The sequence below is a fragment of the Blattabacterium cuenoti genome (assembly GCF_014251775.1).
Taxonomy (GTDB): Bacteria; Bacteroidota; Bacteroidia; order Flavobacteriales; family Blattabacteriaceae; genus Blattabacterium; species Blattabacterium cuenoti_H.
The window spans coordinates 514496-538898 of the sequence record NZ_CP059199.1; the positions used below are offsets into that span (position 1 = coordinate 514496).

19 protein-coding genes and 1 tRNA gene are annotated in these 24403 nt (G+C 21.3%); 10 read left to right on the plus strand and 10 right to left on the minus strand.

What is annotated here, in order from left to right; all coding sequences use genetic code 11:
• Genes leuD through H0H58_RS02550 form a run of 3 tightly spaced genes read right to left on the minus strand, consistent with a single transcriptional unit; the run spans position 1 to position 3206 of the window.
• Positions 1-582 (minus strand): 3-isopropylmalate dehydratase small subunit, encoded by a 582-nt coding sequence (gene leuD / locus H0H58_RS02540; RefSeq protein WP_185864984.1) that lies wholly within the window; start codon positions 580-582, stop codon positions 1-3.
• A complete protein-coding gene (gene leuC / locus H0H58_RS02545; RefSeq protein ID WP_185864985.1) occupies positions 569-2017 on the minus strand; it encodes a 3-isopropylmalate dehydratase large subunit in 1449 nt (482 codons plus the stop codon). Before leuC ends, leuD begins: the two co-directional genes overlap by 14 nt.
• A gap of 28 nt (positions 2018-2045) precedes the next feature.
• Entirely contained in the window at positions 2046-3206 is a 1161-nt protein-coding gene (locus tag H0H58_RS02550) for a 2-isopropylmalate synthase (RefSeq protein WP_185864986.1), read from the minus strand.
• 149 nt (positions 3207-3355) lie between these two features.
• Between H0H58_RS02550 and H0H58_RS02555 the strand changes: the two genes are divergently transcribed.
• On the plus strand, positions 3356-4909 hold the full coding sequence (locus tag H0H58_RS02555; RefSeq protein ID WP_185864987.1) for a hypothetical protein: 1554 nt from the start codon (positions 3356-3358) through the stop codon (positions 4907-4909).
• Between the two features lie 392 nt (positions 4910-5301).
• Positions 5302-6567, plus strand: a complete 1266-nt coding sequence (tyrS, locus tag H0H58_RS02560; RefSeq protein WP_185864988.1) for a tyrosine--tRNA ligase — start codon at positions 5302-5304, stop codon at positions 6565-6567.
• Positions 6568-6571: 4 nt separating this feature from the next.
• Here tyrS and era read toward each other — a convergent pair whose 3' ends face one another.
• Positions 6572-7480 (minus strand): GTPase Era, encoded by a 909-nt coding sequence (era, locus tag H0H58_RS02565; protein ID WP_185864989.1) that lies wholly within the window; start codon positions 7478-7480, stop codon positions 6572-6574.
• Positions 7481-7484: 4 nt separating this feature from the next.
• Positions 7485-10100, minus strand: coding sequence for an ATP-dependent Clp protease ATP-binding subunit (locus tag H0H58_RS02570; RefSeq protein ID WP_185864990.1), 2616 nt, complete (start codon positions 10098-10100; stop codon positions 7485-7487).
• 114 nt (positions 10101-10214) lie between these two features.
• Here H0H58_RS02570 and prfB point away from each other — a divergent pair, with 114 nt between their 5' ends.
• From prfB to menD, 4 genes are read left to right on the plus strand one after another with little or no spacing between them, the layout of a single operon-like run.
• The gene (gene prfB, locus H0H58_RS02575; protein WP_185864991.1) at positions 10215-11324 is read left to right on the plus strand and encodes a peptide chain release factor 2; all 1110 of its coding nucleotides are present in this window, start codon (positions 10215-10217) and stop codon (positions 11322-11324) included.
• A 10-nt stretch (positions 11325-11334) separates the two neighbouring features.
• On the plus strand, positions 11335-12042 hold the full coding sequence (cmk, locus tag H0H58_RS02580; protein ID WP_185864992.1) for a (d)CMP kinase: 708 nt from the start codon (positions 11335-11337) through the stop codon (positions 12040-12042).
• Entirely contained in the window at positions 12026-12763 is a 738-nt protein-coding gene (gene fabG / locus H0H58_RS02585; protein WP_185864993.1) for a 3-oxoacyl-[acyl-carrier-protein] reductase, read from the plus strand. The genes cmk and fabG overlap by 17 nt, the downstream gene beginning before the upstream one ends.
• Before the next feature lie 19 nt (positions 12764-12782).
• The gene (gene menD / locus H0H58_RS02590) at positions 12783-14471 is read left to right on the plus strand and encodes a 2-succinyl-5-enolpyruvyl-6-hydroxy-3-cyclohexene-1-carboxylic-acid synthase (protein ID WP_238785136.1); all 1689 of its coding nucleotides are present in this window, start codon (positions 12783-12785) and stop codon (positions 14469-14471) included.
• A gap of 7 nt (positions 14472-14478) precedes the next feature.
• Here menD and H0H58_RS02595 read toward each other — a convergent pair whose 3' ends face one another.
• The 3 genes from H0H58_RS02595 to H0H58_RS02605 all read right to left on the minus strand — a co-directional run bounded on the left by H0H58_RS02595 (position 14479) and on the right by H0H58_RS02605 (position 18617).
• A complete protein-coding gene (locus tag H0H58_RS02595; RefSeq protein ID WP_185864994.1) occupies positions 14479-15033 on the minus strand; it encodes a SanA/YdcF family protein in 555 nt (184 codons plus the stop codon).
• A gap of 157 nt (positions 15034-15190) precedes the next feature.
• Entirely contained in the window at positions 15191-18328 is a 3138-nt protein-coding gene (locus H0H58_RS02600) for a preprotein translocase subunit SecA (protein WP_185864995.1), read from the minus strand.
• A gap of 55 nt (positions 18329-18383) precedes the next feature.
• Positions 18384-18617 (minus strand): DUF2795 domain-containing protein, encoded by a 234-nt coding sequence (locus H0H58_RS02605; RefSeq protein ID WP_185864996.1) that lies wholly within the window; start codon positions 18615-18617, stop codon positions 18384-18386.
• Positions 18618-18723: 106 nt separating this feature from the next.
• Between H0H58_RS02605 and fmt the strand changes: the two genes are divergently transcribed.
• Both fmt and H0H58_RS02615 read left to right on the plus strand, forming a co-directional pair.
• The gene (gene fmt, locus H0H58_RS02610) at positions 18724-19686 is read left to right on the plus strand and encodes a methionyl-tRNA formyltransferase (RefSeq protein ID WP_185864997.1); all 963 of its coding nucleotides are present in this window, start codon (positions 18724-18726) and stop codon (positions 19684-19686) included.
• 48 nt (positions 19687-19734) lie between these two features.
• On the plus strand, positions 19735-20001 hold the full coding sequence (locus H0H58_RS02615; RefSeq protein ID WP_185864998.1) for an HU family DNA-binding protein: 267 nt from the start codon (positions 19735-19737) through the stop codon (positions 19999-20001).
• Positions 20002-20022: 21 nt separating this feature from the next.
• On the opposite strand, the gene pdxH is transcribed toward H0H58_RS02615, so the two are convergent.
• Positions 20023-20679 carry a pyridoxamine 5'-phosphate oxidase gene (gene pdxH / locus H0H58_RS02620; RefSeq protein ID WP_185864999.1) on the minus strand — a complete coding sequence of 219 codons (657 nt, stop codon included), beginning with the start codon at positions 20677-20679 and terminating at the stop codon, positions 20023-20025.
• A 78-nt stretch (positions 20680-20757) separates the two neighbouring features.
• Between pdxH and H0H58_RS02625 the strand changes: the two genes are divergently transcribed.
• Positions 20758-20832, plus strand: a tRNA-Met gene (locus H0H58_RS02625).
• A gap of 45 nt (positions 20833-20877) precedes the next feature.
• A complete protein-coding gene (locus tag H0H58_RS02630; RefSeq protein WP_185865000.1) occupies positions 20878-22968 on the plus strand; it encodes a phenylalanine--tRNA ligase subunit beta in 2091 nt (696 codons plus the stop codon).
• Here H0H58_RS02630 and H0H58_RS02635 read toward each other — a convergent pair.
• Complete coding sequence (locus tag H0H58_RS02635) at positions 22958-24397, minus strand: glycine--tRNA ligase (RefSeq protein WP_185865001.1); 1440 nt, start codon at positions 24395-24397, stop codon at positions 22958-22960. The genes H0H58_RS02630 and H0H58_RS02635 overlap by 11 nt on opposite strands.
• Between the last annotated feature and the right edge of the window lie 6 nt (positions 24398-24403).

Here is a 24403-nt window from a genome sequence, read left to right on the forward strand (position 1 = left end):
TTATAAATTAAAAATTCTATTTTTTTCAAAAAATTCTATGTCCTTTTTTAAGGATAATAAAAAATCTATATCGTCATAACCATTTATAAAACATTTTTTTCTATATGGATGAATATAAAATTTTTCTTCTTCTTTAGTTTTTAATATAAAAACTTTTTGATTAATTAGATCTATTTTAATTTTAGTTTTTGAATTATTCTTTACTAAGAAAAATAATTTTTTTAAAAAATTTTGACATAATTCTATAATTAATAATCCATTATTAAATGCATTTTCTTTAAAAATATCTGCAAAAGAACTAGATATTAATACTCTAAAACCATAATCAAAAATTGCCCATGCAGCATGCTCCCTACTAGATCCACATCCAAAATTTTTTCCTAATAAAAGAATTTTTCCAGAAAATTTAGAATTATTTAAAATGAAATTTTTATCCTTTTTTTTCCAATCTATAAAAAGATTTTTACCATATTCTTTTCTATTAGAAATTTTTAAAAAACGAGATGGAATAATTTGATCTGTATCTATATTTTCTTCTAAAATAGGAACTGCTGTACTAATTACAGTATTAAATTTTTCCATATTTATTTATATATTTATTAACATTTACTATTTTTCCTTCAATTCCTATAATAGCTGCTGTTAAAGGACTAACTAATAATGTACGTGATCCTGGGCCTTGTCTCCCCTCAAAATTTCTATTAGATGTGGAAACACAATATTCTCCTGATGGAATTTTATCATCATTCATCCCTAAACAAGCTGAACATCCTGGTTGACGAAAATCAAATTCTGATTCTTTAAATATAATATCTAATCCTTCATTTCTAGCTTTTTCAAGTACTATATTAGATCCAGGAACTATCATAACTTTAGTATGAGCAGCTTTTTTTTTACCTTTGATGATAGATGCAACTATTCTCAAGTCTTCTATTCTAGAATTGGTACAACTTCCTATAAAAACATAATTAATAATTAATCCTATTAAAAATTGTCCTGGATTAAAACCCATATATTTAATAGACTTTTTCCAATTTTCTTGAGTAGTAACTAAATTTGAATTTATAGGAATTGAATCATTGATTTTTATAGACATACCTGGATTAGTTCCATAAGAAATCATAGGTTCAATTTTATCAAAATTTAATTCAAATTCTTTATCAAATTTTTTATTAGAATCTGTTTTTAAAGATTTCCAATATTGAATAATATTTTTATTTTTTTTGATTAATTGTTTCCCATATTTACTTTTATTAATATATTCTAAAGTGGTATTATCCGGTGATATTAATCCACCTTTTGCTCCCATTTCAATACTCATATTACAAATGGTCATTCTTCCTTCCATACTCATTTTTCTAAATACTGATCCAGTATACTCTATAAAATATCCGACTCCTATATTCACCCCTAATTTTGATATAATATATAAAATAACATCTTTTGGTGATACTTCTTTTTTTAAAGATCCATATTTAAAATTTCTATCTAAATGAATTCTCATTTGTTTTGGTTTAGACAATAATAAGCATTGGCTAGCCATTACCATGGATATTTGACTGCTACCAATTCCAAAAGCTACACTACCAAATGCACCATGAGTAGAAGTATGACTATCTCCACAAACAATGGTCATTCCTGGTAATGTATACCCCAATTCTGGACCAATAACATGAACTATTCCATTATTTTTATCACCTATTCCATAAAATTTTGATATTTTAAATTTTATACAATTTTTTTTTAAAAGTTCCACTTGTTTTCTAGATAAAGGATCAGAAATAGGAAAATGTTGATTAATTGTAGGAATATTATGATCAACTGTAGCTACTATTTTTTCCGGTCTAAATATAGAAATATTCCTTTTTTCTAATTCTGAAAAAGATTGAGGACTAGTTACTTCATGAATATAATGTCTATCAATATAGATAATATCTATATTATTATCTAATTTTTTTACTAGATGAGAATCCCAAATTTTATCAAATAATGATTTTGATTTATTTATTTTTAACATAATTATCTAATATTCAAGATTATTATTTCTAATTTAAATTTGCTTTTTTCAAAATTATTTTTAATTCTTCATTTTTTATTTCTTTCTTTTTATCTGCATGTTTCAAAAAAATAGAATATACTAAATCTAAAGAATTTTTAGTTAGATTATATCCCATTTTTTTATAACGATAATTTAAAGCTGCTCTTCCACTTCTAGCCGTTAATATAATAGATGAATTATTAATTCCAACATCTTTTGGATTAATACTTTCGTATGTTTCTTTTTTCTTTATAATTCCATCCTGATGAATTCCTGATGAATGAGAAAAAGCATTAAATCCAACTATAGCTTTATTTGCTGGCACCATCATTCCTGTATGTTTAGATACTAAATTACTTATCGGTGAGATAAGTTTAGTATTGACATTAGTGTATAAATTTAAATATTTTTTTTGCTTAAAAATCATAACTATCTCTTCTAACGAAGTATTTCCAGCTCTTTCTCCAATTCCATTAATAGTACATTCTACTTGTTTAGCACCATTAATAATTCCATATAAAGAATTAGCAGTGGCCAACCCTAAATCATTATGACAATGAGTAGATAGTGAAACTTTATGAATTCCATTTACATTTTCTTTTAAAAAACGTATTTTTCTTCCATATTCATCAGGTAAACAAAAACCAGTAGTATCAGGTATATTGATTACTGTAGCACCATATTTAATTACATTTTCGCAAACTTTTGCTAAAAAATAATTATCAGTCCGTCCTGCATCTTCTGCATAAAATTCTACATCTTCTACAAATCTTTTTGCAAGTTTTACCGATTTTATCGCTATATCTATTATTTTTTCAGGAGTACTATTAAACTTATAAAGAATATGCCAATTAGAAGTTCCTATTCCAGTATGAATCCTAGGATTTTTAGCAAATTTTAAAGATTTGCCAGCGACTTCTATATCTTTTTCTACCGCTCTAGATAATGCACAAACTATTGTTTTTGAAACAGATTTAGATATTTCTTGAACAGATTTAAAATCACCAGGACTAGAAATAGGAAATCCAGCTTCTATTACATCAACACCTAAATCTTCTAATTTTTTTGCTATTTCTACTTTCTGATTAGTATTTAATTTACATCCAGGAACTTGTTCCCCATCTCTTAACGAGGTATCAAAAACATTAATTTTTCTTTTTTTTTTCATAAGACTAAACTGGATTTAGTTAATAAATATTAAATCTATTTTTTATGAATAATAAATAGAAACGAATTATAGTATTACATACAATATCTAATTATTATAATTAATTAATATATATCTACTAATCAATTAATATTTTTAAATAAATTACAATGTTAAAAAAAAAAAAAAATCAATCGGATTATCTATTTCTACTTATTAAAACTTTATCAAGATCTGAAAAAATAAAATTTAAAATTTATGTTAATCGTATAAAACAAAATCAACATTCAAAGTTTTTGAACTTATTTGAAATAATTAATAAATTAGATTTTTATAATGAAAATCTAATTTTAGATAAAACAAACATAAGTAAAAAACAATTACCTAATGTAAAATCTTATTTATATCAACAAATATTAAAAAGTCTTGAAATACAACATACTAAAAATAATTATGATATACAAATACGTGAATATTTAAATTTTTCCAAAATATTATATAATAAAGGTTTATATATACAAAGTTTAAAATTATTGAATAAAGCAAAAATTATTGCCAAATATTATGAATATAATACAATTTTATTAGAATTAATAGAATTTGAAAAAATGATCGAATCTCAACATATTACTAGAAGTATACACTCTAAATGTAGAGAATTATCTACAAGTTCTAAAGAATTAATTGAAAAAATTAAATATAGTAATACTTTATCTAATTTATCTTTAGAGTTATATGGTTTATATTTAAAAGTAGGATATGTAAGAAATGAAAAAGATAAAATATTTATCGAAACTTATTTTCGAACTAATACCCCAAATTTTAATCTTAATAAACTAAGTTTTTATGAAAAATTATTTTTATATCAAGCTAAAATTTGGTATCACTATATTCAACAAGATTTTTTAATGTGTTATAAAATAGCATCTAAATGGGTTAGTTTATTTCAAAAAAATGAAAAAAATAAAAAAATTTCTAGTATTAGTTATATAAAAGGATATCATTATTTATTAGATTCTTTATTTTATTTAAATAAATATTTAAAATTTTCTGAAATATTAAATCAATTTAAAAAAGAAGTAAAAGAAAAAAAAATACTTATCAATGGCAATACCGATATTCTAATTTTTATGTACATATATACAAATCAAATTAATAAACATTATATGGAAGGTACTTTTTCAGAAGGAGTAAAAAAAGTAATTCCATCATTATTTTTAAAATTTAAAAAAATTCACAATAGAATGGATTATCATTATATAATGGTATTATATTACAAAGTTGCTTGTTTATATTTTGGAAGTGGTGATAACAAAAATACTATTCGATATTTATTAAAAATAATGGAAAATAAAAAAAAATATTTAAGACAAGATTTACAATGTTTTTCTAGATTATTATATTTAATTGCTTGTTATGAAAGTGGACTAGATGAAAATCTAGATAAAATAATTCAATCTACTTATAAATTTTTTCAAAAAAATGATTGGTTTTTTATTCCAAAAGAAATTATTTTTTTTTTAAAAAAAATAGGGAATTTATATCCTAATCAAACAAAAAATCAATTTAAAAAATTTAAAAAAAAACTAATTAAATACTATAATCATCCTTATGAAAAAAGAACATTTTTATATTTAGATATTATATCTTGGTTATCCGCTAAAATAGAAAATAAATCCGTAGAATCCATTGTAAGAGAAAAATTTATAAAAAAATATCAATAATTATTTTTTTCTTATATAAAAAAAAGTTTGAGAAATTAGAATAATAAAATACGATAATATAAAATTACTCAAATTATATAAAATATATTTTTTATTATATAATCTTATTAAATAAAAAAATAAAAAAATACTAAAAATCAATTTTATTATTCCTGTTATTACAGGATAAATAATCAATAAATTATTCTTTTTTAGAAAAGATAAATAATAAAAAAATAAAACAAATAAACTATTTAAAGGAAATAATAATATATATATTATTAATATAAAAGAAAAATTTTTTTTTTCTAAAAAATTAGAATAAATATGAATAAAAATAAAAACTAAGGTAGTTAAATTATATAAGAAAAATTTTTTTATCATTTTTAATGTTATTATTTTAATTTAAAAGAATGAAAAATATTATAGATGAGTTATCATGGAGAAAATTAATCCAAGATAAAGTTTATGGAATAGAAGAACAATTAAAAAAACCTACAAAAACTTATATTGGATTTGATCCAACATCTGATTCTCTTCATATAGGTAGTCTATTACCAATTATAATATTAATTCACTTAAAAAGAATGGGACATCCAGTTTGTATTTTAATTGGAGGAGGAACAGGTATTATCGGTGATCCATCTGAAAGAAAAGATGAAAAAAAAATATTGAAAGAAAAAATATTAGAAAAAAATTTTTTTTCTATAAGAAATCAGATCAATAAAATTTTTAAATATTATTCAGAAAACGTAGAAATATTAAATAATTTTCAATGGATTAAAAATATTTCTTTTATAGATTTTATAAAAAATATAGGAAAACATATTTCTATTAATTATTTAATGTCTAAAAATTCTATAAAAAAAAGAGTAGAAAATGGAATTTCTTTTAAAGAATTTTCTTATGCTCTTGTTCAAGGATATGATTTTTACTATTTAAATAAAATTAATAATTATCAATTACAAATTGGAGGTTCAGATCAATGGGGAAATATTACAACAGGAATAGAATTAATAAAAAAAAAAACTGGAAAAAAGGTATATGGATTTACATTTCCACTAATAACAAAATCAAACGGTAAAAAATTTGGAAAAAGTGAAAATGAATATAATATATGGTTAGATAGCAAAAAAACATCTCCATATAAATTTTATCAATTTTGGATGAATCTTTCAGATTTAGAATCTGAAAGATATATTAAAATTTATACTTTTTTATCAAAAAAAAAAATATCAAATTTAATTATAAAACATAAAAAGAATCCTAATAAAAGATTATTACAAAAAAAATTAGCTTATAATCTTACTAATTGGATCCATGGGAATAATAAATATCAAGAAATAATAAAAATTATATCTGTTTTATTTCAAAAAGACTATAAAATACTTCAAACCTTAAAAAAGGATGAATGTATTTCTATATATAAAAATATACCTAATAAACTACTTTATAAAAATAAATTAAAAAAAGGATTTATTTTAATAGATTTATTAAAAGAAAGTGGATTATTCAAATCTAAAAAACTTGCAAAAATTGCTATAAAATCAAAATCAATTTATGTAAATAAGATTTTAATTAAAGAAAATTTTATTATTAAAGAAAAAAATTTAATACAAGAAGAATATATACTATTACAATTTGGTAAAAAAAATTTTTTAATTGTTAAATTTAAATAGATTTTTAGTATCCAAAATATTTTAAATATTTATAATTATTTCTCCAATTTTTACATATTTTAACAAATAAAAATAATATAATTTTTTTTTGAAAAAATTCTTCTATTTTTTTTATAGAAAAAAATTTTAATCTTTTTAAAGATTTCCCAGAATAACCTATTAATATATTTTTTTGTGAGTCTCTTTCCACATAAAGAATAGAAGATATTTCTATGTATTTTTCTTTTTGTTTAAAAATTTCTGTCTTTATTTCTACAGAATAAGGGATTTCTCTTTTATATAAAAAAAATACTCTTTCTCTTATAATCTCATTAACAAAAAATCGTTTAGATCTATCACTTAATAATTCTTTTGGATAAAATGGTTCATGTTCAGATAATAATACTTTTATTTTATCTATCAATAAATCTTGATTGGTTTTTTTTAATGCAGATATAGGCAATATTTCCGATTGAGGTAAAATATTACTCCAATAATCAATGGTTTTATATAGGATATTAAAATTTGATTTGATCTTATCAATTTTATTAATTAATACAATGATAGGAATTTTATTATTGATTTGTTTAATAAAATTCATTAAGATTTTCTTCAATCTTTCTGTCTCTAATAAATTTTTAATTTTTCCTACTTCAGTCAGCAATAATATTATATCTGCATCTTCAAAAGATCTTATAACATATTTCATCATTTTTTTTTGTAAAAAATTTTTATTATGACTGATTAGTCCAGGGGTATCAGAAAATACAATTTGTAAATTATATTTATTAAATATTCCTAATATTCTATGACGTGTAGTTTGTGGCTTATGTGTAATGATAGATATTTTCTCTCCAATAATAGAATTCATTAAAGTTGATTTTCCTACATTAGGAAATCCTATAATACTAACAAAACCAGATTTATAAATCAATTTATTATTTTTTTATTTGTCTAAATACAATTCCTTTTTCTTTAAAAAAGTCTATTAATATTTTATTATTATTGGTAATATTTCCTTTGATAATTTCTTTAGATAAATTATTTAAAATATCATTTTGAATTACTCTTTTTAAAGGTCTTGCTCCAAAATTTATATCATAGCCTTTATCCGAAAGAAATTCTATAGTTTCATTAGTAGATTCTACATAAATATTTTTATTCAATAATAATTTCCCTAATTTTTTCATTTGTAATTTTACTATTTTTTTTATTTCTATTCTAGAAAGAGGTTTAAATAAAATAATCTCATCAATACGATTGATAAATTCTGGTCTAACTATTTTTTTTAACAAATCTATTAATGATCTTTTAGTAATTTCCATTATATTATAAGATATATTTTTATATAAATTTTCATGAATGATATCAGATCCTATATTTGAAGTCATAATAATTATGGTATTTGTAAAATTTACTGTTCTCCCTTTATTATCAGTCAATCTTCCATCATCTAAAACTTGTAAAAGAATATGAAAAATATCTGGATTAGCTTTTTCTATTTCATCCAACAAAATAACACTATAAGGTCTTCTTCTTATGGCTTCAGTTAATTGTCCCCCTTCTTCATATCCTATATATCCTGGGGGAGGACCTATCAATCTACTTATAGAATGACGTTCTTGATATTCACTCATATCTATACGTACCATATTATTTTCATCATCAAATAAATATTCTGTTATAGCTTTAGCCAATTCGGTTTTTCCTACCCCTGTACTACCCATAAAAAGGAAAGAACCAATAGGTCGTTTTTCATCTTGTAATCCAGATCTAGAACGTCTTATAGTATTAGATATAGATTGAATTGCATCATTTTGACCAATAATTCTTTTATGTAATTCATTTTCTAATGATAATAATTTGTCTTTTTCACTTTGTAACATTTTAGTTATAGGAATTCCAGTCCATTTAGATACTATTTGAGCAATATCTTCTCTAGATACTTCTTCACGTATAATTTTATTTCCTTTGTCCTCTTGTTTTTTTAATTCCTTTTCAAAGAATTTAATTTTGTTTTCTTCTTCTTTAATTTTTCCATATCTTAATTCTGCTACTTTTCCATAATCACCTAATCTTTCAGCTTGTTCTGATTCAAATTTAAAACTTTCTATTTTATCCTTAGATTTTTGTATTCCTTCAACTAAATTTTTTTCATTCTGCCACTGAATTTCTAATCTTATTTTTTTTTTATTTAAATTATTTAATTCTTTTTTTAAAGAAATTAATTGTTTTTTATCATTTTCTCGTTTCAATGCTTCTACTTGAATTTCCATATACATAATTTTACGATATAAAATATCTAATTCTTCGGGTTTAGAATTCATATCTATTCTCAATTTAGAAGCAGCTTCGTCAATAAGATCAATAGCTTTATCTGGTAAAAATCTTTCATTAATATATCTTTTAGATAATTCTACTGCTGCTATAATGGATTCATCTTTTATTTTTACTTTATGATAACTTTCATATTTTTCTTTGACTCCACGTAAAATTGATATAGCATCAGTGATTGTTGGTTCATTCACATATACCTGTTGAAATCTCCTTTCTAAAGCTTTATCTACTCTAAAATATCTTTGATATTCATTTAACGTAGTGGCACCTATTGCTCTAAGATCACCCCTAGCTAATGCTGGTTTTAATATATTTGCCGCATCCATTGCTCCTTCTCCTCCTCCTGTTCCAATTAAAGTATGAATTTCATCAATAAATAATATTATTTCTCCATTTGAATAAATAACTTCTTTTACTACTGATTTTAACCTATCTTCAAATTCTCCTTTATACTTTGCACCTGCGATTAAAGAAGCCATATCTAAAGAATATACTTTTTTATTTTTTAAATTATCGGAAATATCTTCACTAATAATTCTATGTGCTAGTCCTTCTGCAATAGCTGTTTTACCTACTCCTGGTTCTCCTATTAATATAGGATTATTTTTTTTTCGTCTAGATAAAATTTGTAAAATTCTTCGTATTTCTTCATCTCTTCCTACAACTGGATCCAGTTTTCCTTTTAAAGCTAATTCATTTAAATTTTTAGCATATCTATTTAAAACATTATATACTTTTTCTTTATAATACGAAGAAAAATTTTCTTCTTTTTTTCTAATATTATTAATTATTATCTTTATTTTTTTTTCTGTAATACCTTGATCTTGTAGCATTTGAGATGTTTTATCAGAATTCATAAAAATTCCATAAAAAATATGTTCTACTGATATAAGTTGGTCTTTTAAAAGAAAAGCATAATTTCTTGCTATATTTAGCATATTTATTACGTTAGAACTAATATGTTGACTAAAGCTTTCACTAATTACTCTTGGATAAGAAGATATTATACGATTTAACCCAATAATTATTGAATAATGATCAACTCCTAACTCTTTTAATAAAATAGGAATTAATTTTTTTTCTAAATTCAACATTGATTTTAAAATATGAGCATTTTCAATAGATTGTTGACGTTCATCTAATGCTATTTTTTGTCCTTCTTGTATTATTTCTTTAGATTCCTTTGTAAGATTATCATTATCATTATAATTATTCATAATTTTTTATATCATTGGTATTTTACTTTATACTTATTATACTTATATATAATAAAAATATAAATAAAATTTTATGATTATAATAATTTCATTAGACTTTATAATTGATTCATTATGATAAAACAAAAAGAAGAAATTAAAATTTTATCTAATAAAATTAATAACATTCGAAAAATATTAAATATAGAAAAAATACAAAAATCTTTTAAAGAAGAACAAAATAAAATGTTAGATCCAAATTTTTGGAAAAAAAATAAAAAAAATTCACAACATGTAGAACATATAAATAATATGAAAATAAATCTTGAAAAATTTTCAATTTTAAAAGATTTATTAGAAAATTTAAAAATAATACAAATTTTTTCTAAAGAAGAAAATTTAGATAAAGAATTTAATGAAAATTTACATAAAATAAAAAAATTAATTTCAGATCTAGAATTAGAAAATATCTTTTATTCAAAAGAAGATTATTTAAATGCTATATTAAAAATTTGTTCTGGTGCAGGTGGGACTGAAAGTTGTGAATGGACAGCTATGTTAATGAGAATGTATATTATGTGGGCAGAAAAAAAAAATTTTTTAATCAAAAAAATTAACCAATTATCTGGAGATGTTACTGGGATTAAATCCATTACCTTAGAAATAAAAGGACGTTATGCATTTGGATATTTAAATGGAGAAAATGGCGTACATAGATTAATAAGAATCTCCCCTTTTGATAGTAATTCAAAAAGACATACTTCATTTTCTTCTGTATATGTTTATCCAATTATAAATAATAATATCAATATTAAAATTAAAAATTCAGATATTCAATGGAATACTTATCGTTCAAGTGGTGCCGGAGGACAAAATGTTAATAAAGTTGAAACTGGAGTTAGATTACGACATATCCCTACAGGTATTATCATAGAAAATACTGAATCTAGATCTCAAATACAAAATAGAAAAAAAGCATTACAATTATTAAAATATAAATTATTAGAAATAGAAATAATTAAAAATAATAAAAAACAAGAAAAAATACAATCTAATAAAAAAAAAATAGAATGGGGATCTCAAATAAGAAACTATATTATGCATCCGTATAAATTAGTAAAAGATTTGAGGACAAATTATCAAACTAGCAATATACAATCTGTTATGAACGGAGAAATAGATATTTTTCTAAGAAAATATTTAATTTTTAAAAAAAGTATTTTTTATAAAAAAAATTTGAGTTGAATAATTAATAATGAAATACGGGAAAAATAAAAAAATTGTTATAGCTGTAGATGGACTTTCATCATCTGGAAAAAGTACTTTATCCAAAAAAATTTCAGAAAAATTCCAATATAAATATATAGATACTGGATCTATTTATAGAATAATTACTTTATTAGCAATTCGTAAGAATATTTTTAATAGTGATTTATGGAATATAAAAAATTTTATTTCTTCCATATCCATAGAAGAAATAAATAATTTAAATGTTATTTTAAATAAAAAAAATATAAAGTCTAAAATTAGATCAATCGAGGTAACTAATAAAGTTCCATTTATCTCTAGAATTCCTGAGATTAGAAAAAAATTAATTTCTATACAAAGAAATATGATAAAAAAAGAAAAAAATGGAGTAATAGTAGATGGAAGAGATATTGGAAATTGTGTATTTCCGAAATCAGAATTAAAATTTTTTATTAAAGGATCTATAGATATTCGTTCTTATAGAAGATATAAAGATCTACTTAATAATAAAACAGAAAAAAATAAAAATATTTCTTATGAAGAAGTAAAAAAAAAAATATTATTTAGAGATGAAATGGATATAAATAGAAAAATTTCTCCATTAAAAAAATCTATCAATCATATAGAAATAAATAATAACAATTATTCTATAGATGTACCATTAAATTTAATTTATAAAATTATAAAAAAAAAATTTTATGAAACTTCTAAATAAAAAAATTGCTTTAATAACTGGAGGATCAGGAGATATAGGACAATCTATAATAAAAACTTTTATCCATAATGGTGCTAAAGTTATTTTTACATATCTTTCTTCAGAAGAAGAATCAAAAAAATTAGAAAAAAAATTTAAAGAATTAGCAAAAGGATATAAAGTGGATGTATCGAATAAAAATTCTTGTAAAATATTTTTAAAAGAAATATTACATAAATATCCAAATATAGATATATTGGTAAATAATGTTGGAATTGTAAAAGATTCTTTTTTAATAAGAATGTCTGATGATAAATGGGATGAAGTAATTCAAACAAATCTTTATTCTGTTTTTCAGATTACTAAAAATGTAATTTATTATTCAATGATTAGACAAAAAAAAGGAAATATAATTAATATGAGTTCTGTAATTGGGATAACAGGTAATATAGGACAATCTAATTATGCTGCATCTAAAGCCGGAATAATTGGATTTACTAAATCAATAGCTAAAGAATTTGGAAAAAAAAATATTCGTTGTAATGCTATCGCTCCTGGATATATATCCACAAGAATGAATTCTAATTTAGACTATAAAACAAAAGCTAATTGGATTAATAAAATTCCATTAGGAAGATCGGGAAGTCCAAAAGAAGTATCCAATTGTGTTTTATTCTTAGCATCAGAACTTTCTAGTTATATTACAGGGACTACATTAAATGTAAATGGAGGTATGATTTAGAAAAAATATTTATTTAATAATGATTTATTCAAATAAAAAAGTAGTACAAATTTTAGGTGAAATTTTTCAAAAAAAATTAATTTTTAATATAATAATATCACCTGGATCTAGAAATGCTCCAATCATTATTCATTTTACACAAAATAAAATATTTAATACTTATAGCATAATAGATGAAAGATGTGCGGGTTTTTTTGCATTAGGAATGGCACAAAAATTAAAACAACCAGTAGTAATTAATTGTACTTCTGGATCATCAGTCGTTAATTATTATCCTTCAATAACAGAAGCTTTTTATCAAAAAATTCCAATTATTATTGTTACTGCAGATCGTCCTAATAAAAAAATAAATATATTAGAAGGACAAACCATTCACCAAGAAAATATTTTTAAAAATCATGTAGTATCATTTTCACAATTAACAGAAGATGAATCTAAAATTGGAATATGGTATAATAATAATCTAATTAATGAATCTATAAATAAATGTATTTTAACTAGTCAACCAGTACATATTAATATTCCTTTTTCTGAACCACTTTATGAGATTACCAATTCATTACAAGTGGAAATAAAAAATATTAAAATTTTTCCCACTAAAAAATATATAAAAAAACATCTTTTTTATAAAGAAAAAAAAATATGGAATAATTGTAAAAAAAAAATGATCCTATTAGGATTAAATAATTATTATAATAACATTAAAAAATTAAAACAAATTTTAGAAAAAATTTGTTTAGATCCATCTATTATAATTTTTTCAGAATCTACATCTCATATCAATGGTGATATGTTTTTTTCTAATATAGATCAAATATTTTACTCTATGGATTTAAAAAAATGGAAAAAATTTAAACCTACTATTTTAATTACTTTTGGAATAAACATCATCTCTAAAAGAATTAGATCATTTTTAAGAAATTCCCCCCCTAAATATCATTGGCATATTGGAGATAATTATGAAAAATATCCAGATACTTATTATAAATTAAATACCTATTGGTCAATAGATCCAGAATTATTTTTTAAAATAATTATTAATGATAATTTTATATATTCTAATTATAGAAAAAGTTGGATAAACTTTATAAAAGTTAAAATGAATAAACAAGAAAAATTTTTAAAAAATGAAAATAAATTTTCAGATTTAAAAGTAATTTTTTTTATTTTTTCTAAAATTCCAAAAAATTCTATTTTACATTTAGGAAATAGTATGATTATTAGATATTATCAATTTTTTAATAAAAAAAAAACCATATCTTATTGCAATAGAGGAACTTCAGGAATTGAAGGTAGTGTGTCAACTGCTATAGGATATTCTATTCTTAGTAAAAAAACTGTTACATTAATAATTGGAGATATAAGTTTTTTTTATGATAGCAATGCTTTATGGAATAATTATACTCCTAATAATTTTAGAATTATACTTATCAATAATGGAAAAGGAAATATATTTGATATTGTTTCAAATAAAAAATTTTCTAGTAAAACCAATAATTTTTTTAAAACTAAACATACACTATCTGCAAAAAATATATGTAAAATGTACAATTGGAATTATATAAATGTATGTGATCAAAAAAATTTAGAAAAAAATTTAATTTTTTTTTGGAAAAAAACTAATAATCCGTTTTTATTAGAAATCAATACTAAAAAATGTAATAATACAAATATTTTTAAAAAATTTTTATACTATACTAGTAAATAGATATAAACTAATAAAACCAATAAAAATAAATAACATCCCAAAAAACTTTAATTCTAGCTAAAATTTCTCTTAAATACATTTTAATATTGAAAGACGTCCCTAACGCATTAAATCCGGTAATATCTAATCCAATACAATTTCCGATAAAAATTGCTCTTTCATTATGAAATTTTTGAGATATTATTGTAAATTTTTTTTGATGAAAATTTTTATAAATCATCATTATAGAATTAATAGTATTTATTCCATACAAATCTTCATATATAAAATTATAAGGGATCCCTCTTTTTATTAATTCTTCTTTCATCATTTCAGGTTCATTATAATTTTTATTTCTATTATCTCCACTAACAATAATATATCTTATTTTTTTGCTTTTAAAAAGCATTTCGACCGCTTCTATTCTAGATTTAAAATAAAAATTAATTTTTTTGTCTCTATTTGAATATTTCGATGTTCCTAAAACTACCCCATAAGTATTATATGGAATTATTTTTACAGAATCATAATTTTTTTTAAAAGCAAAAATACTTATTCCAACAGAACAAAAAAATACAATCATCGAAACTAAAATAAAAAAATATATGTTATTTTTTTCATTTTTTCAATATATTTTTAACGATCTATCACACTATCACAGACTATTTTTATTAATAAAAATTATTCATTTACTTAGATATATAATGATATTACTATTCTATTATTTTCAAATTTTATTTTTACTTTTTATCTTTTTCAGAATATGAAATATCATCTATCAATAAATTAGATTTAAATAAAAAAGAAATTATATTTCTATTTATGTTATAAATCCTTTCTTCAAATAAATCAAAAGCATTTTGTTTGTATACAATTAGAGGATCTTTTTGTTCAAAAACTGCATTTTGAACTGAGAATCGTAAATTCTCCATTTCTTTCAAATGATCTTTCCAATTATTATCTAAAAAAAATAATATAACTTTTTTTTCAAAAACGGAAAATATTGATTTACTTTTATCCTTATAAATTTCTTTTACATTATAAATACAACTTATATCTTTATTTCCATCGGAAAAAGTTATTCTTAACTGAGATAATTGTAATTTCTTATTAAGATCATAATTTATAATTGGATCTATATATTTATAAAATAAATCTTTTTTTTTTTTATTATAATATTTTATTAAAAAATCATGATATTTTTTAATATAATTAATTTCATTAGATAAACGAAATACTTTTTTATGAATGGAAAATTCGAATCCAAAAATTTGGTATAATTCAAATTCTAAATTTTTAGAATCTTTTAAAGAATACTTATTTTTTAAATTATTAAAGGAAATTATCAATTTTAATAATGAATATATCATATTAGATATATCTAATGTTAACATTCTTCCATATAATGCATTTCTTCTTTTTTTATAAATAAACTCTCTTTGTTTATTAATAACATCATCATAATCTAATAAACGTTTTCTAATAAAAAAATTATTATCTTCAATTTTTTTCTGAGCATTCTCAATGGATTTTGTTAATAAAGGATGTTGTATTACATCACCTACCTTATGTCCAAATTTATCCATTAAATTAGATAATTTTTCCGAATCAAAAAATAAACGTATTAAACTATCTTCTAAAGAAATATAAAATTGACTAGTTCCGGGATCACCTTGTCTTCCTGATCGTCCTCTTAATTGATTATCTACTCTTCTTGAATCATGCCTTTCTGTTCCTAATACTGCTAATCCACCATTATTTATTACCTCTTTTGATAATTTTATATCTGTACCTCTACCCGCCATATTAGTAGCAATTGTTACAGCTCCTGATAATCCAGCTTTTCCTATAATTTCAGCCTCTTTTTCATGCAATTTGGCATTTAATACATTATGAGAAATTTTTCTAAATTTTAGAGTTCTGCTTAATAATTCTGAAATTTCAACTGAAGTAGTACCTACAAGAACTGGACGATTTTCATTCTTAGATAAAGAAATAATTTTTTCAATAATAAAATTATATTTTTCTCTCTTTGTTTTTAAAACAACATCTTGTAAATCTATTCTTTTTAAAGGTTTATGAGTTGGAACTACTACTACGTCTAATTTATATAAATACCAAAATTCTCCAGACTCTGTTTCTGCAGTTCCAGTCATTCCTGATATTTTTTTATACATCCTAAAATAATTTTGCAAAGTTATAGTAGCAAAAATTTGACTAGAACTTTCTATAGGTACATTTTCTTTAGCTTCTATAGCTTGATGTAATCCATCAGAATATCGTCTACCCTCTAACATTCTACCGGTTTGTTCATCTACGATTTTTATACAATTATTTAAAACAACATAATCTATATCTTTTTCAAATAAAGTATATGCTTTTAAAAGTTGATTAATAGTATGAATTTTTTGCGATTTAAAAGAAAAATTATTTAATAATTTTTCTTTTTCTTTGATTTCATATTCTTTCGGTAATCTTCTTTTTTCTATTTCTAATAATTCTAAATTTAGATCAGGAAAAATAAAAAATTTTTCATCTTCCATTTCTATAGATAGAAATTCAATTCCTTTATCTGTTAATTCTACAGTATTATTTTTTTCATCAATTACGAAATATAAATCTTTATCTACTTGAGATATATCTCTTCCATAATCTTGGATATACTGAATTTCAATATTTTGTAAAATAGATCGTATATTTTTTTGACTCAAAAACTTAATTAATGATTTCTTTTTAGGTAAACCACGATAAGCTTGAAATAATTTTAATCCTCCTATTTCATTTTCTCCTTTTTCTATTAAATTTTTAGATTGTTGTAAAAAATAGTTTACTATTAAATTCTGTTTTTCTACCATTATCTTTACTTTTTTTTGAAAAAAAGTAAATTCTTTTTTATTATCTTTTAATGATTTAACACGACCTGATATTATTAATGGAGTTCTTGCTTCATCTATTAATACAGAATCTATTTCATCTATGATAGCGTAATTCAATTCTCTTTGAACTAATTCATTTTTATCATTAGCCATATTATCTCTGAGATAATCAAATCCAAATTCATTATTAGTACCATAAGTAATATCTGCCAAATAAGCTCTTTTACGCCTTTTTATATCAGTAGATAAATAATTATCAATACAATCTACTTTTAATCCATGAAACTCCATTAATGGGGCCATCCATTGAGCATCTCTTTTAGATAAATAGTTATTTACAGTTACAATATGGACACCTTTTCCTGATAAAGCATTTAAATAAGCAGATAAAGTAGCAACTAATGTTTTTCCTTCGCCAGTAGCCATTTCCGCTATTTTTCCTTGGTGTAAAATTACTCCTCCAATTAATTGGACATCATAATGCACCATATTCCAAACTATATTTTTACCATGAATTATCCATTTATTTTTCCAAACTGCTTTATCTCCATCTAAATAAACATATGATCTTCTTTTTGAAAGATCATTATCAAACGAAACGGCTTTAACTATAAGTTGTTTATTTTCTTTAAATCTTCTAGCAGTTTCTTTAATAATTGCAAAAGATTTTGGTAAAATATCTAGTAAAATTTTTTGTTCTGTTTGATATATCTCTTTTGAGAATTTTTCATTATAATAATAAATTTCCTTAAAAAAAGGAACAGAATAAAAATCTTTTTTTTTCTTATAAAAGAAATCCTTTCTTTTTTTAGAAAACTCTTCAATAGATTTTTTTACAAAATCTTTTAATAAAAATGTTTCATTTCTTAAATTATCATCAGATAATAAACGAATAGATTTAGATATTTTTTTTATTTTATCTAAAAAAGATCTGATTTTAATCAGATCTTTTTCATTTTTATTTAAAAAAAATTTATTTAATAATTTTTTAAAAAAATTCATTAAATTTCTACAAGCTAAGTATAAAAATAATTCATATTCATTTTCATTTAATTAATTAAATTTCATATTCATCTCTATTCCAATAAAAGTCTTCATCATCCCTTGGATAATCTGCCCATATGTCTTCTATTGATTCAAAAACCTCCCCATCACCATTTTCTAATTGTTGTAGATTTTCTACTACTTCTAAAGGGGCACCAGTACGAATAGCAAAATCAATTAGTTCTTCTTTTGTAGCTGGCCATGGGGCATCCTCTAAATGAGAGGCTAATTCTAAAGTCCAATACATAAATAATTACAATGTTTTAAAAATAATGAAAGTAACATCTCATTTTATATACGAACCTTTTCATAAAATTACAATATAAAAATAGTGAATTTAAATTACAAATAATATGAAAAAATTTCTAAAAATTGTTTTTATAGGATCAAATAGTTTTTCTTTATTCCCATTAATAGAATTATATATTAAAAGATACAATATTATAGGAATAATAACTAATCCAGATAATAATTTTAATAAAAATAAATCTTATTCTATTATAAAACAATATGCACTAAAAAAAAATATTCCTTTTCTACAACCTAAAAATTTTTTAGATCCTTTTTTTTTAGAAAAATTAAAAAAATGGAATTCAGATATACAAATAGTTGTTTCTTTTAAAATTTTGCCAAAAGAAATATGGAATCTTCCAAAATTAGGAACTATAAATTTACATCCATCTTTATTACCCCAATATAGAGGTGCAGCACCTATTAATTGGGCCATTATAAATGGAGAAAAAAAAACAGGATTAACTGTTTTTTTTATAGAAAAAAAAATAGATTCCGGAAAAATAATTATCCAAAAAGAAGTAGAAATAAAAAAATTTGAAACAGCAGGACAATTAGAAAAAAGATTAAGAAAACTTAGTGGAACTATCATTATAGATAGTATAAATAAAATTCTAAATAGAAACAATTCAAAATATATTATTCAAAATAGTATAAAAAATGATATAATAAAATATGCACCTAAAATATTTTCAAAAGATTGTAAAATATTATGGAATCAATCTATAGATGATATTTATAATAAAATAAGAGGATTAAGTCCAAGACCTACTGCATGGACATTATTACATTTCGATATAAAAAAAATTGTAAGATTAAAAATTTTTTTAGTTAAAAAAAAAATAAAAAATCATTCTTATCCAATAGGATTGGTATTAATTAATTTAAAAAAAAAAGAAATGTATATTTCAGTTAAAAAAGGATTTATAAATATTATAAAATGTCAAATAGAGGGTAAAAAAAAAATGAATGTAAAAAATTTTATTAATGGTATAAAAAAAATAAAAAATCTATTTGTTAGATAATTAATTATATTTGTCTATTGTCTTGTTAATTAATTAAAAATAATATGTATGAATAAAACCGAATTAATTAATTCAATAGCTGAAAAAACTGGAATAACAAAAATAAAAGCAAAAAATTTTACAGATGCATTTATTCAAACAGTCATTGAATCTCTAAAAAAAGGTGATAAAGTATCATTAGTAGGATTTGGAACATTTTCCGTGGTAGAAAGAAATCCTAGAAATGGAATTAATCCTAAAACAGGAAAAAAAATATATATTCCAAGAAAAAAAGTAGCTAAATTTAAAATAGGAACAGAGTTAACAAAATTATAAAAATTATCACTATAAATAAATTTAAGGAGATAACTGTTTTACTATCCAAATTTTATCTTCTTTTAACTGATAAACCAATCGGTTATGCAATCGATTGGGTTGTCCTTGCCAAAATTCAATCTTATATGGACTAACTATATATCCCCCCCAATAAAATGGCCTTGTTATTTTTTTATTTTTAAAAAAAAAACTCCATTTTTTATATTTTTTTTCTAAAAAATCTTTATTAAGAATAAAAGTACTCTGTCTAGAAGACCAACTACTAAGTTGGTTTTCTATTGGTCTTTTATCAAAATATTCGTTAGATTTTTTTATTTTTAATTTAGATGTTACTCCTTTAATAATTATTTGTCTATCTGTTCTATTCCAAAAGAATGATAGACATACTTTTGGAAAATTTTTAATTGAAATTCCTTTAGAACTTAAATAATTTGTATAGAAAATAAAGCCATTTTTAGAATATTCTTTCAACAAAACTATTCTAGTTTCTGGTCCTCCATCTTTTCCTATAGTAGAAAGAGACATTGCATTAACTTCTTGATTTATATTATTTTTTTTTTGAATTAAAATCTCATTTTGAAACCAATCATCAAATAAATAAAATGGATTATCAGGAATTTTATTAAATACATTTCTTTTTTTGTAATTTTTCCTTAACCTACTTAAATCAGTAATCATACATAAATAAAAAAATTATACTAAATTTAAATAATAGTTTTAAAAATTAAAAAATACATATCCATTTAATTTAATTATGGCGTGATAGCTCAGATAGGTTAGAGCGTTGGATTCATAACCCAGAGGTCGGGGGTTCAACTCCCCCTCACGCTATTTTTTTTTAATTATAATAATAGTTAAAGTAGTAAAATAAATAATATGAAAATATCATTTAATTGGATTAAAGAATATATATCTTTTACTAATATTAATATTGACGAAAATCAAATATCTGAAATATTAACAGATATTGGAATGAACGTAAAAAATACCTATGTAAATTCTAATACAAAAGATTTTATTTTCGAAATAGAAATAATTCCTAATAGAAATGATATTATAAGTCATTATGGAATAGCAAAAGATTTATATGCAGCATTAATATTTAGAGGATATAATGTTTTTTTAAAAAAATTAAACATAAATAAACCTAAAAAATATTCTGAAAATAAAATATCTATTATTTTAAAAGATGATCACAAAAGATGTATAAGATATTCTGGAATGTCTATTTTTCAAATAAAAATAGATACTTCCCCTAGTTGGTTAATATCTAAATTAAATTCTTTAGGAATAAAAAGTGTTAATAATATAGTAGATATTATAAATTTTGTGATTTATGAATTAGGAATTCCTTTTCATCTATTTAATTTAGATAAAATAGATGGGAAAAAAATTTTTATAAAAAATTTAGATCGAAAAAATAAATTTTTATCTATTCCTAATAATATTAATAAATTATATAACAACGATTTAATAATATATGATAATAAAAATATATTATCTTTATCAGGAATAATAAATAATAATAAATACGAAATTATCAATCAAGATATTAAAAATATTTTTATCGGATGTATTTCTTTAAATTCAACGTATGTAAAAATTTTTAAAAAAAAATATTCAATCTCTTCTTCTGATCATCCACTTTTTCTTTTAGAAAAAGGAATAGATCCTAATAAAATAATATTTGCATTACATAGGTTATATTACCTTATAAAAAATTTTTTGAATAAAAATATTACTGTATCTAAAATAATAGATATTTATCCTTATCCAATTAATCAACTGACTTTAAAGTTAAATTATAATAATATTACAAATATTATCGGAGAAAAAATTCAAGAAAAAAATATAAAAAAAATATTATTATTATTAGATATACATATAATTAAAGAATATAAAAATTACATATTAGTTTCTATTCCAACTAGTAGAACAGATATTAAAAGAGAAATTGATTTAATAGAAGAAATATTACGAATTTATGGAATAAATAATATTAAAATAAATGATAAAATTAATATTGTTTTAGCTCCTAAAATTTACTATCAAGAAGAATATAAAATTCAACAGTTGATATCAGAACAATTAATTAATTATGGATTTCAAGAAATTATATCTTCAACAATAAGAAATTATAATAAAAAAGAATTATTGATAAATTCTTTTTTCAAAAGAGAAAAAATTTCTATTATTAATTCCGACAATAATAAAATAATGCGTAATAATTTATTGTTCGGAATTATAGACTGTATCAATTATAATTATAATCATAATAGAATAAATATAAAAGATAATATAAAAATATTCGAAATAGGAAAAATATATTATAAAAAAAATGGATTTTTTTTAGAAAAAACATATTTAGGAATATCTATATCAAAAATCAATATAAAAAATAATCAATCAAATATTTTATACTTTTTATATTTTAAAGGAATTATTGAGCAAATACTTCAAAAAATGGGAATTAATAATTATATACAATATATTTGTGATAATCCTTTATTAGAAAATAATATATCTTTTCTTTATAAAAAAAAAGAATTAGTGTCTCTTGGAAAAGTCAAAAAAAATTATAGTAAAAATCATAAAATATTTTATGCTCAATTAAATTGGAATTATTTAATTCATATTATTCAAAAAAATAAATTTATATATCATCCATTATCTAAATATCCTATTTCAAGAAGGGATTTATCCTTTTTAATAAATAAAAATATTACATTTGAAGAATTAAATCAATCAATAAATAATCAAAAAAATAATTTAATTAAAGAATATAGAATATATGATATATATGAGGATAAAATTTTTTTAGAAAAAAAATCTTATACTGTTAGTTTTTTTTTTGAGAGTAGTAATAAAACATTAAAAAATGAAATTATCAATCATTCAATGAATTTAATTGAAAATTTTTTGGAAAAAAAATTTAATGCTATAATAAGAAAAAATGTTAATTATTAGATATTCTATTTAAAATATTTTTTAATCCAGTTTCTTTTTCTATCAATTTAGATATTTCTTTTATATGTATTCTTTGTTGATTCATATTATCCCTATATCTTACTGTTACAGTATTTGTATTTTTAGTTAGATAATCTACAGTAAAACAAAGTGGAGTTCCTATAGCATCTTGTCTTCGATATAATTTACCTATAGTTCCTTTATTATCATAAATCATTGGATAATGAATTTTCATATTGTTAAATATATTTTTTGCAATATCAGGTATGCCATCTTTATTTACCAATGGTAGAATAGCAGCTTTTATTGGAGATAAGAAAGAAGGTAGTTTTAAAACTACTCTAGTTTTTCCATTCTTTAGAATTTCTTTTTTTAAAGAAGAAAAAAGTATGGCAAGAAAAATTCTATCTAATCCTAAAGAAGTTTCTATCACATAAGGAATAATAGTTTTTCCATTTACTTCAGATATCCCTAATTTTTTTTTAGAAAAAAGTTCATGTTGTTTTATATCAAAATCTCTTCTGGAATGAATACCTTCTAATTCTTTAAATCCAAAAGGAAAATCAAATTCTATATCCATTCCGATACTAGCATAATGAGCCAAACTATCATGATTAAATAATTTATATTTTTCTTTCCCTAAGTTTAATTCAAAATGCCATTTTAAACGATAATTTTTCCAGTATTCATACCATAATTTTTCTTCTTCTTTTTTAGGATAAATAAAAAATTGTAATTCCATTTGTTCAAATTCTCTTAATCTGAACAAAAATTGTCTTGCTGTTATTTCGTTTCTAAACGATTTTCCTATTTGAGCAATTCCAAATGGAATTTTAAATCTATTTGTTATTCTAACATTTTGAAAATTACAAAAACTACCTTGTGCAGTTTCTGGACGTAAAAATAAATTTTTAAAATTTTTAATTTCAAACATCATATTAAAATACCGAATATTTGTCCAATCTTTAGTTTTGGTTAATGGATCACATATATTTAACTCATCAATTATTTTTTTTATTCCTAATAAATCTTTTTTTTTCAAAAATTTTAATAAACGTGAAACAATCTTATTCCTTTCATCAGGATTTTTTTTGAAATATTTTTTTACATGATTCATAATTAATAAATCCGGACGATATCTTTTTTTAGATGTTTTATTATCGATTAATAATTCATTAAATTTACTAGCGTGTTTAGAAGCCTTCCATACGTTGGGATGCATTAATATAGAAGAATCCATTCCTACTATATTATCATTAATTTGTACCATTGATTTCCACCAATATTCTTTGATATTATTTTTTAATTCGACTCCATATTGGCCATAATCAAAAATTGCATTTATTCCTCCATAAATTTCACTAGAAGGAAAAATAAATCCATTATTTTTAGAATGAGATATTAAAAATTCCAATAATTTTTTTTTCATAGATTA

What these genes read in the sequence shown, in the direction of transcription:
- leuD (WP_185864984.1), bottom strand. Translation starts at nt 582, where the DNA reads ATGGAAAAATTTAATACTGTAATTAGTACAGCAGTTCCTATTTTAGAA.
- leuC (WP_185864985.1), bottom strand. Translation starts at nt 2,017, where the DNA reads ATGTTAAAAATAAATAAATCAAAATCATTATTTGATAAAATTTGGGAT.
- H0H58_RS02550 (WP_185864986.1), bottom strand. Translation starts at nt 3,206, where the DNA reads ATGAAAAAAAAAAGAAAAATTAATGTTTTTGATACCTCGTTAAGAGAT.
- H0H58_RS02555 (WP_185864987.1), top strand. Translation starts at nt 3,356, where the DNA reads ATGTTAAAAAAAAAAAAAAATCAATCGGATTATCTATTTCTACTTATT.
- tyrS (WP_185864988.1), top strand. Translation starts at nt 5,302, where the DNA reads ATGAAAAATATTATAGATGAGTTATCATGGAGAAAATTAATCCAAGAT.
- H0H58_RS02570 (WP_185864990.1), bottom strand. Translation starts at nt 10,100, where the DNA reads ATGAATAATTATAATGATAATGATAATCTTACAAAGGAATCTAAAGAA.
- prfB (WP_185864991.1), top strand. Translation starts at nt 10,215, where the DNA reads ATGATAAAACAAAAAGAAGAAATTAAAATTTTATCTAATAAAATTAAT.
- cmk (WP_185864992.1), top strand. Translation starts at nt 11,335, where the DNA reads ATGAAATACGGGAAAAATAAAAAAATTGTTATAGCTGTAGATGGACTT.
- fabG (WP_185864993.1), top strand. Translation starts at nt 12,026, where the DNA reads ATGAAACTTCTAAATAAAAAAATTGCTTTAATAACTGGAGGATCAGGA.
- menD (WP_238785136.1), top strand. Translation starts at nt 12,783, where the DNA reads ATGATTTATTCAAATAAAAAAGTAGTACAAATTTTAGGTGAAATTTTT.
- H0H58_RS02595 (WP_185864994.1), bottom strand. Translation starts at nt 15,033, where the DNA reads ATGATTGTATTTTTTTGTTCTGTTGGAATAAGTATTTTTGCTTTTAAA.
- H0H58_RS02600 (WP_185864995.1), bottom strand. Translation starts at nt 18,328, where the DNA reads ATGAATTTTTTTAAAAAATTATTAAATAAATTTTTTTTAAATAAAAAT.
- H0H58_RS02605 (WP_185864996.1), bottom strand. Translation starts at nt 18,617, where the DNA reads ATGTATTGGACTTTAGAATTAGCCTCTCATTTAGAGGATGCCCCATGG.
- fmt (WP_185864997.1), top strand. Translation starts at nt 18,724, where the DNA reads ATGAAAAAATTTCTAAAAATTGTTTTTATAGGATCAAATAGTTTTTCT.
- H0H58_RS02615 (WP_185864998.1), top strand. Translation starts at nt 19,735, where the DNA reads ATGAATAAAACCGAATTAATTAATTCAATAGCTGAAAAAACTGGAATA.
- pdxH (WP_185864999.1), bottom strand. Translation starts at nt 20,679, where the DNA reads ATGATTACTGATTTAAGTAGGTTAAGGAAAAATTACAAAAAAAGAAAT.
- H0H58_RS02630 (WP_185865000.1), top strand. Translation starts at nt 20,878, where the DNA reads ATGAAAATATCATTTAATTGGATTAAAGAATATATATCTTTTACTAAT.
- H0H58_RS02635 (WP_185865001.1), bottom strand. Translation starts at nt 24,397, where the DNA reads ATGAAAAAAAAATTATTGGAATTTTTAATATCTCATTCTAAAAATAAT.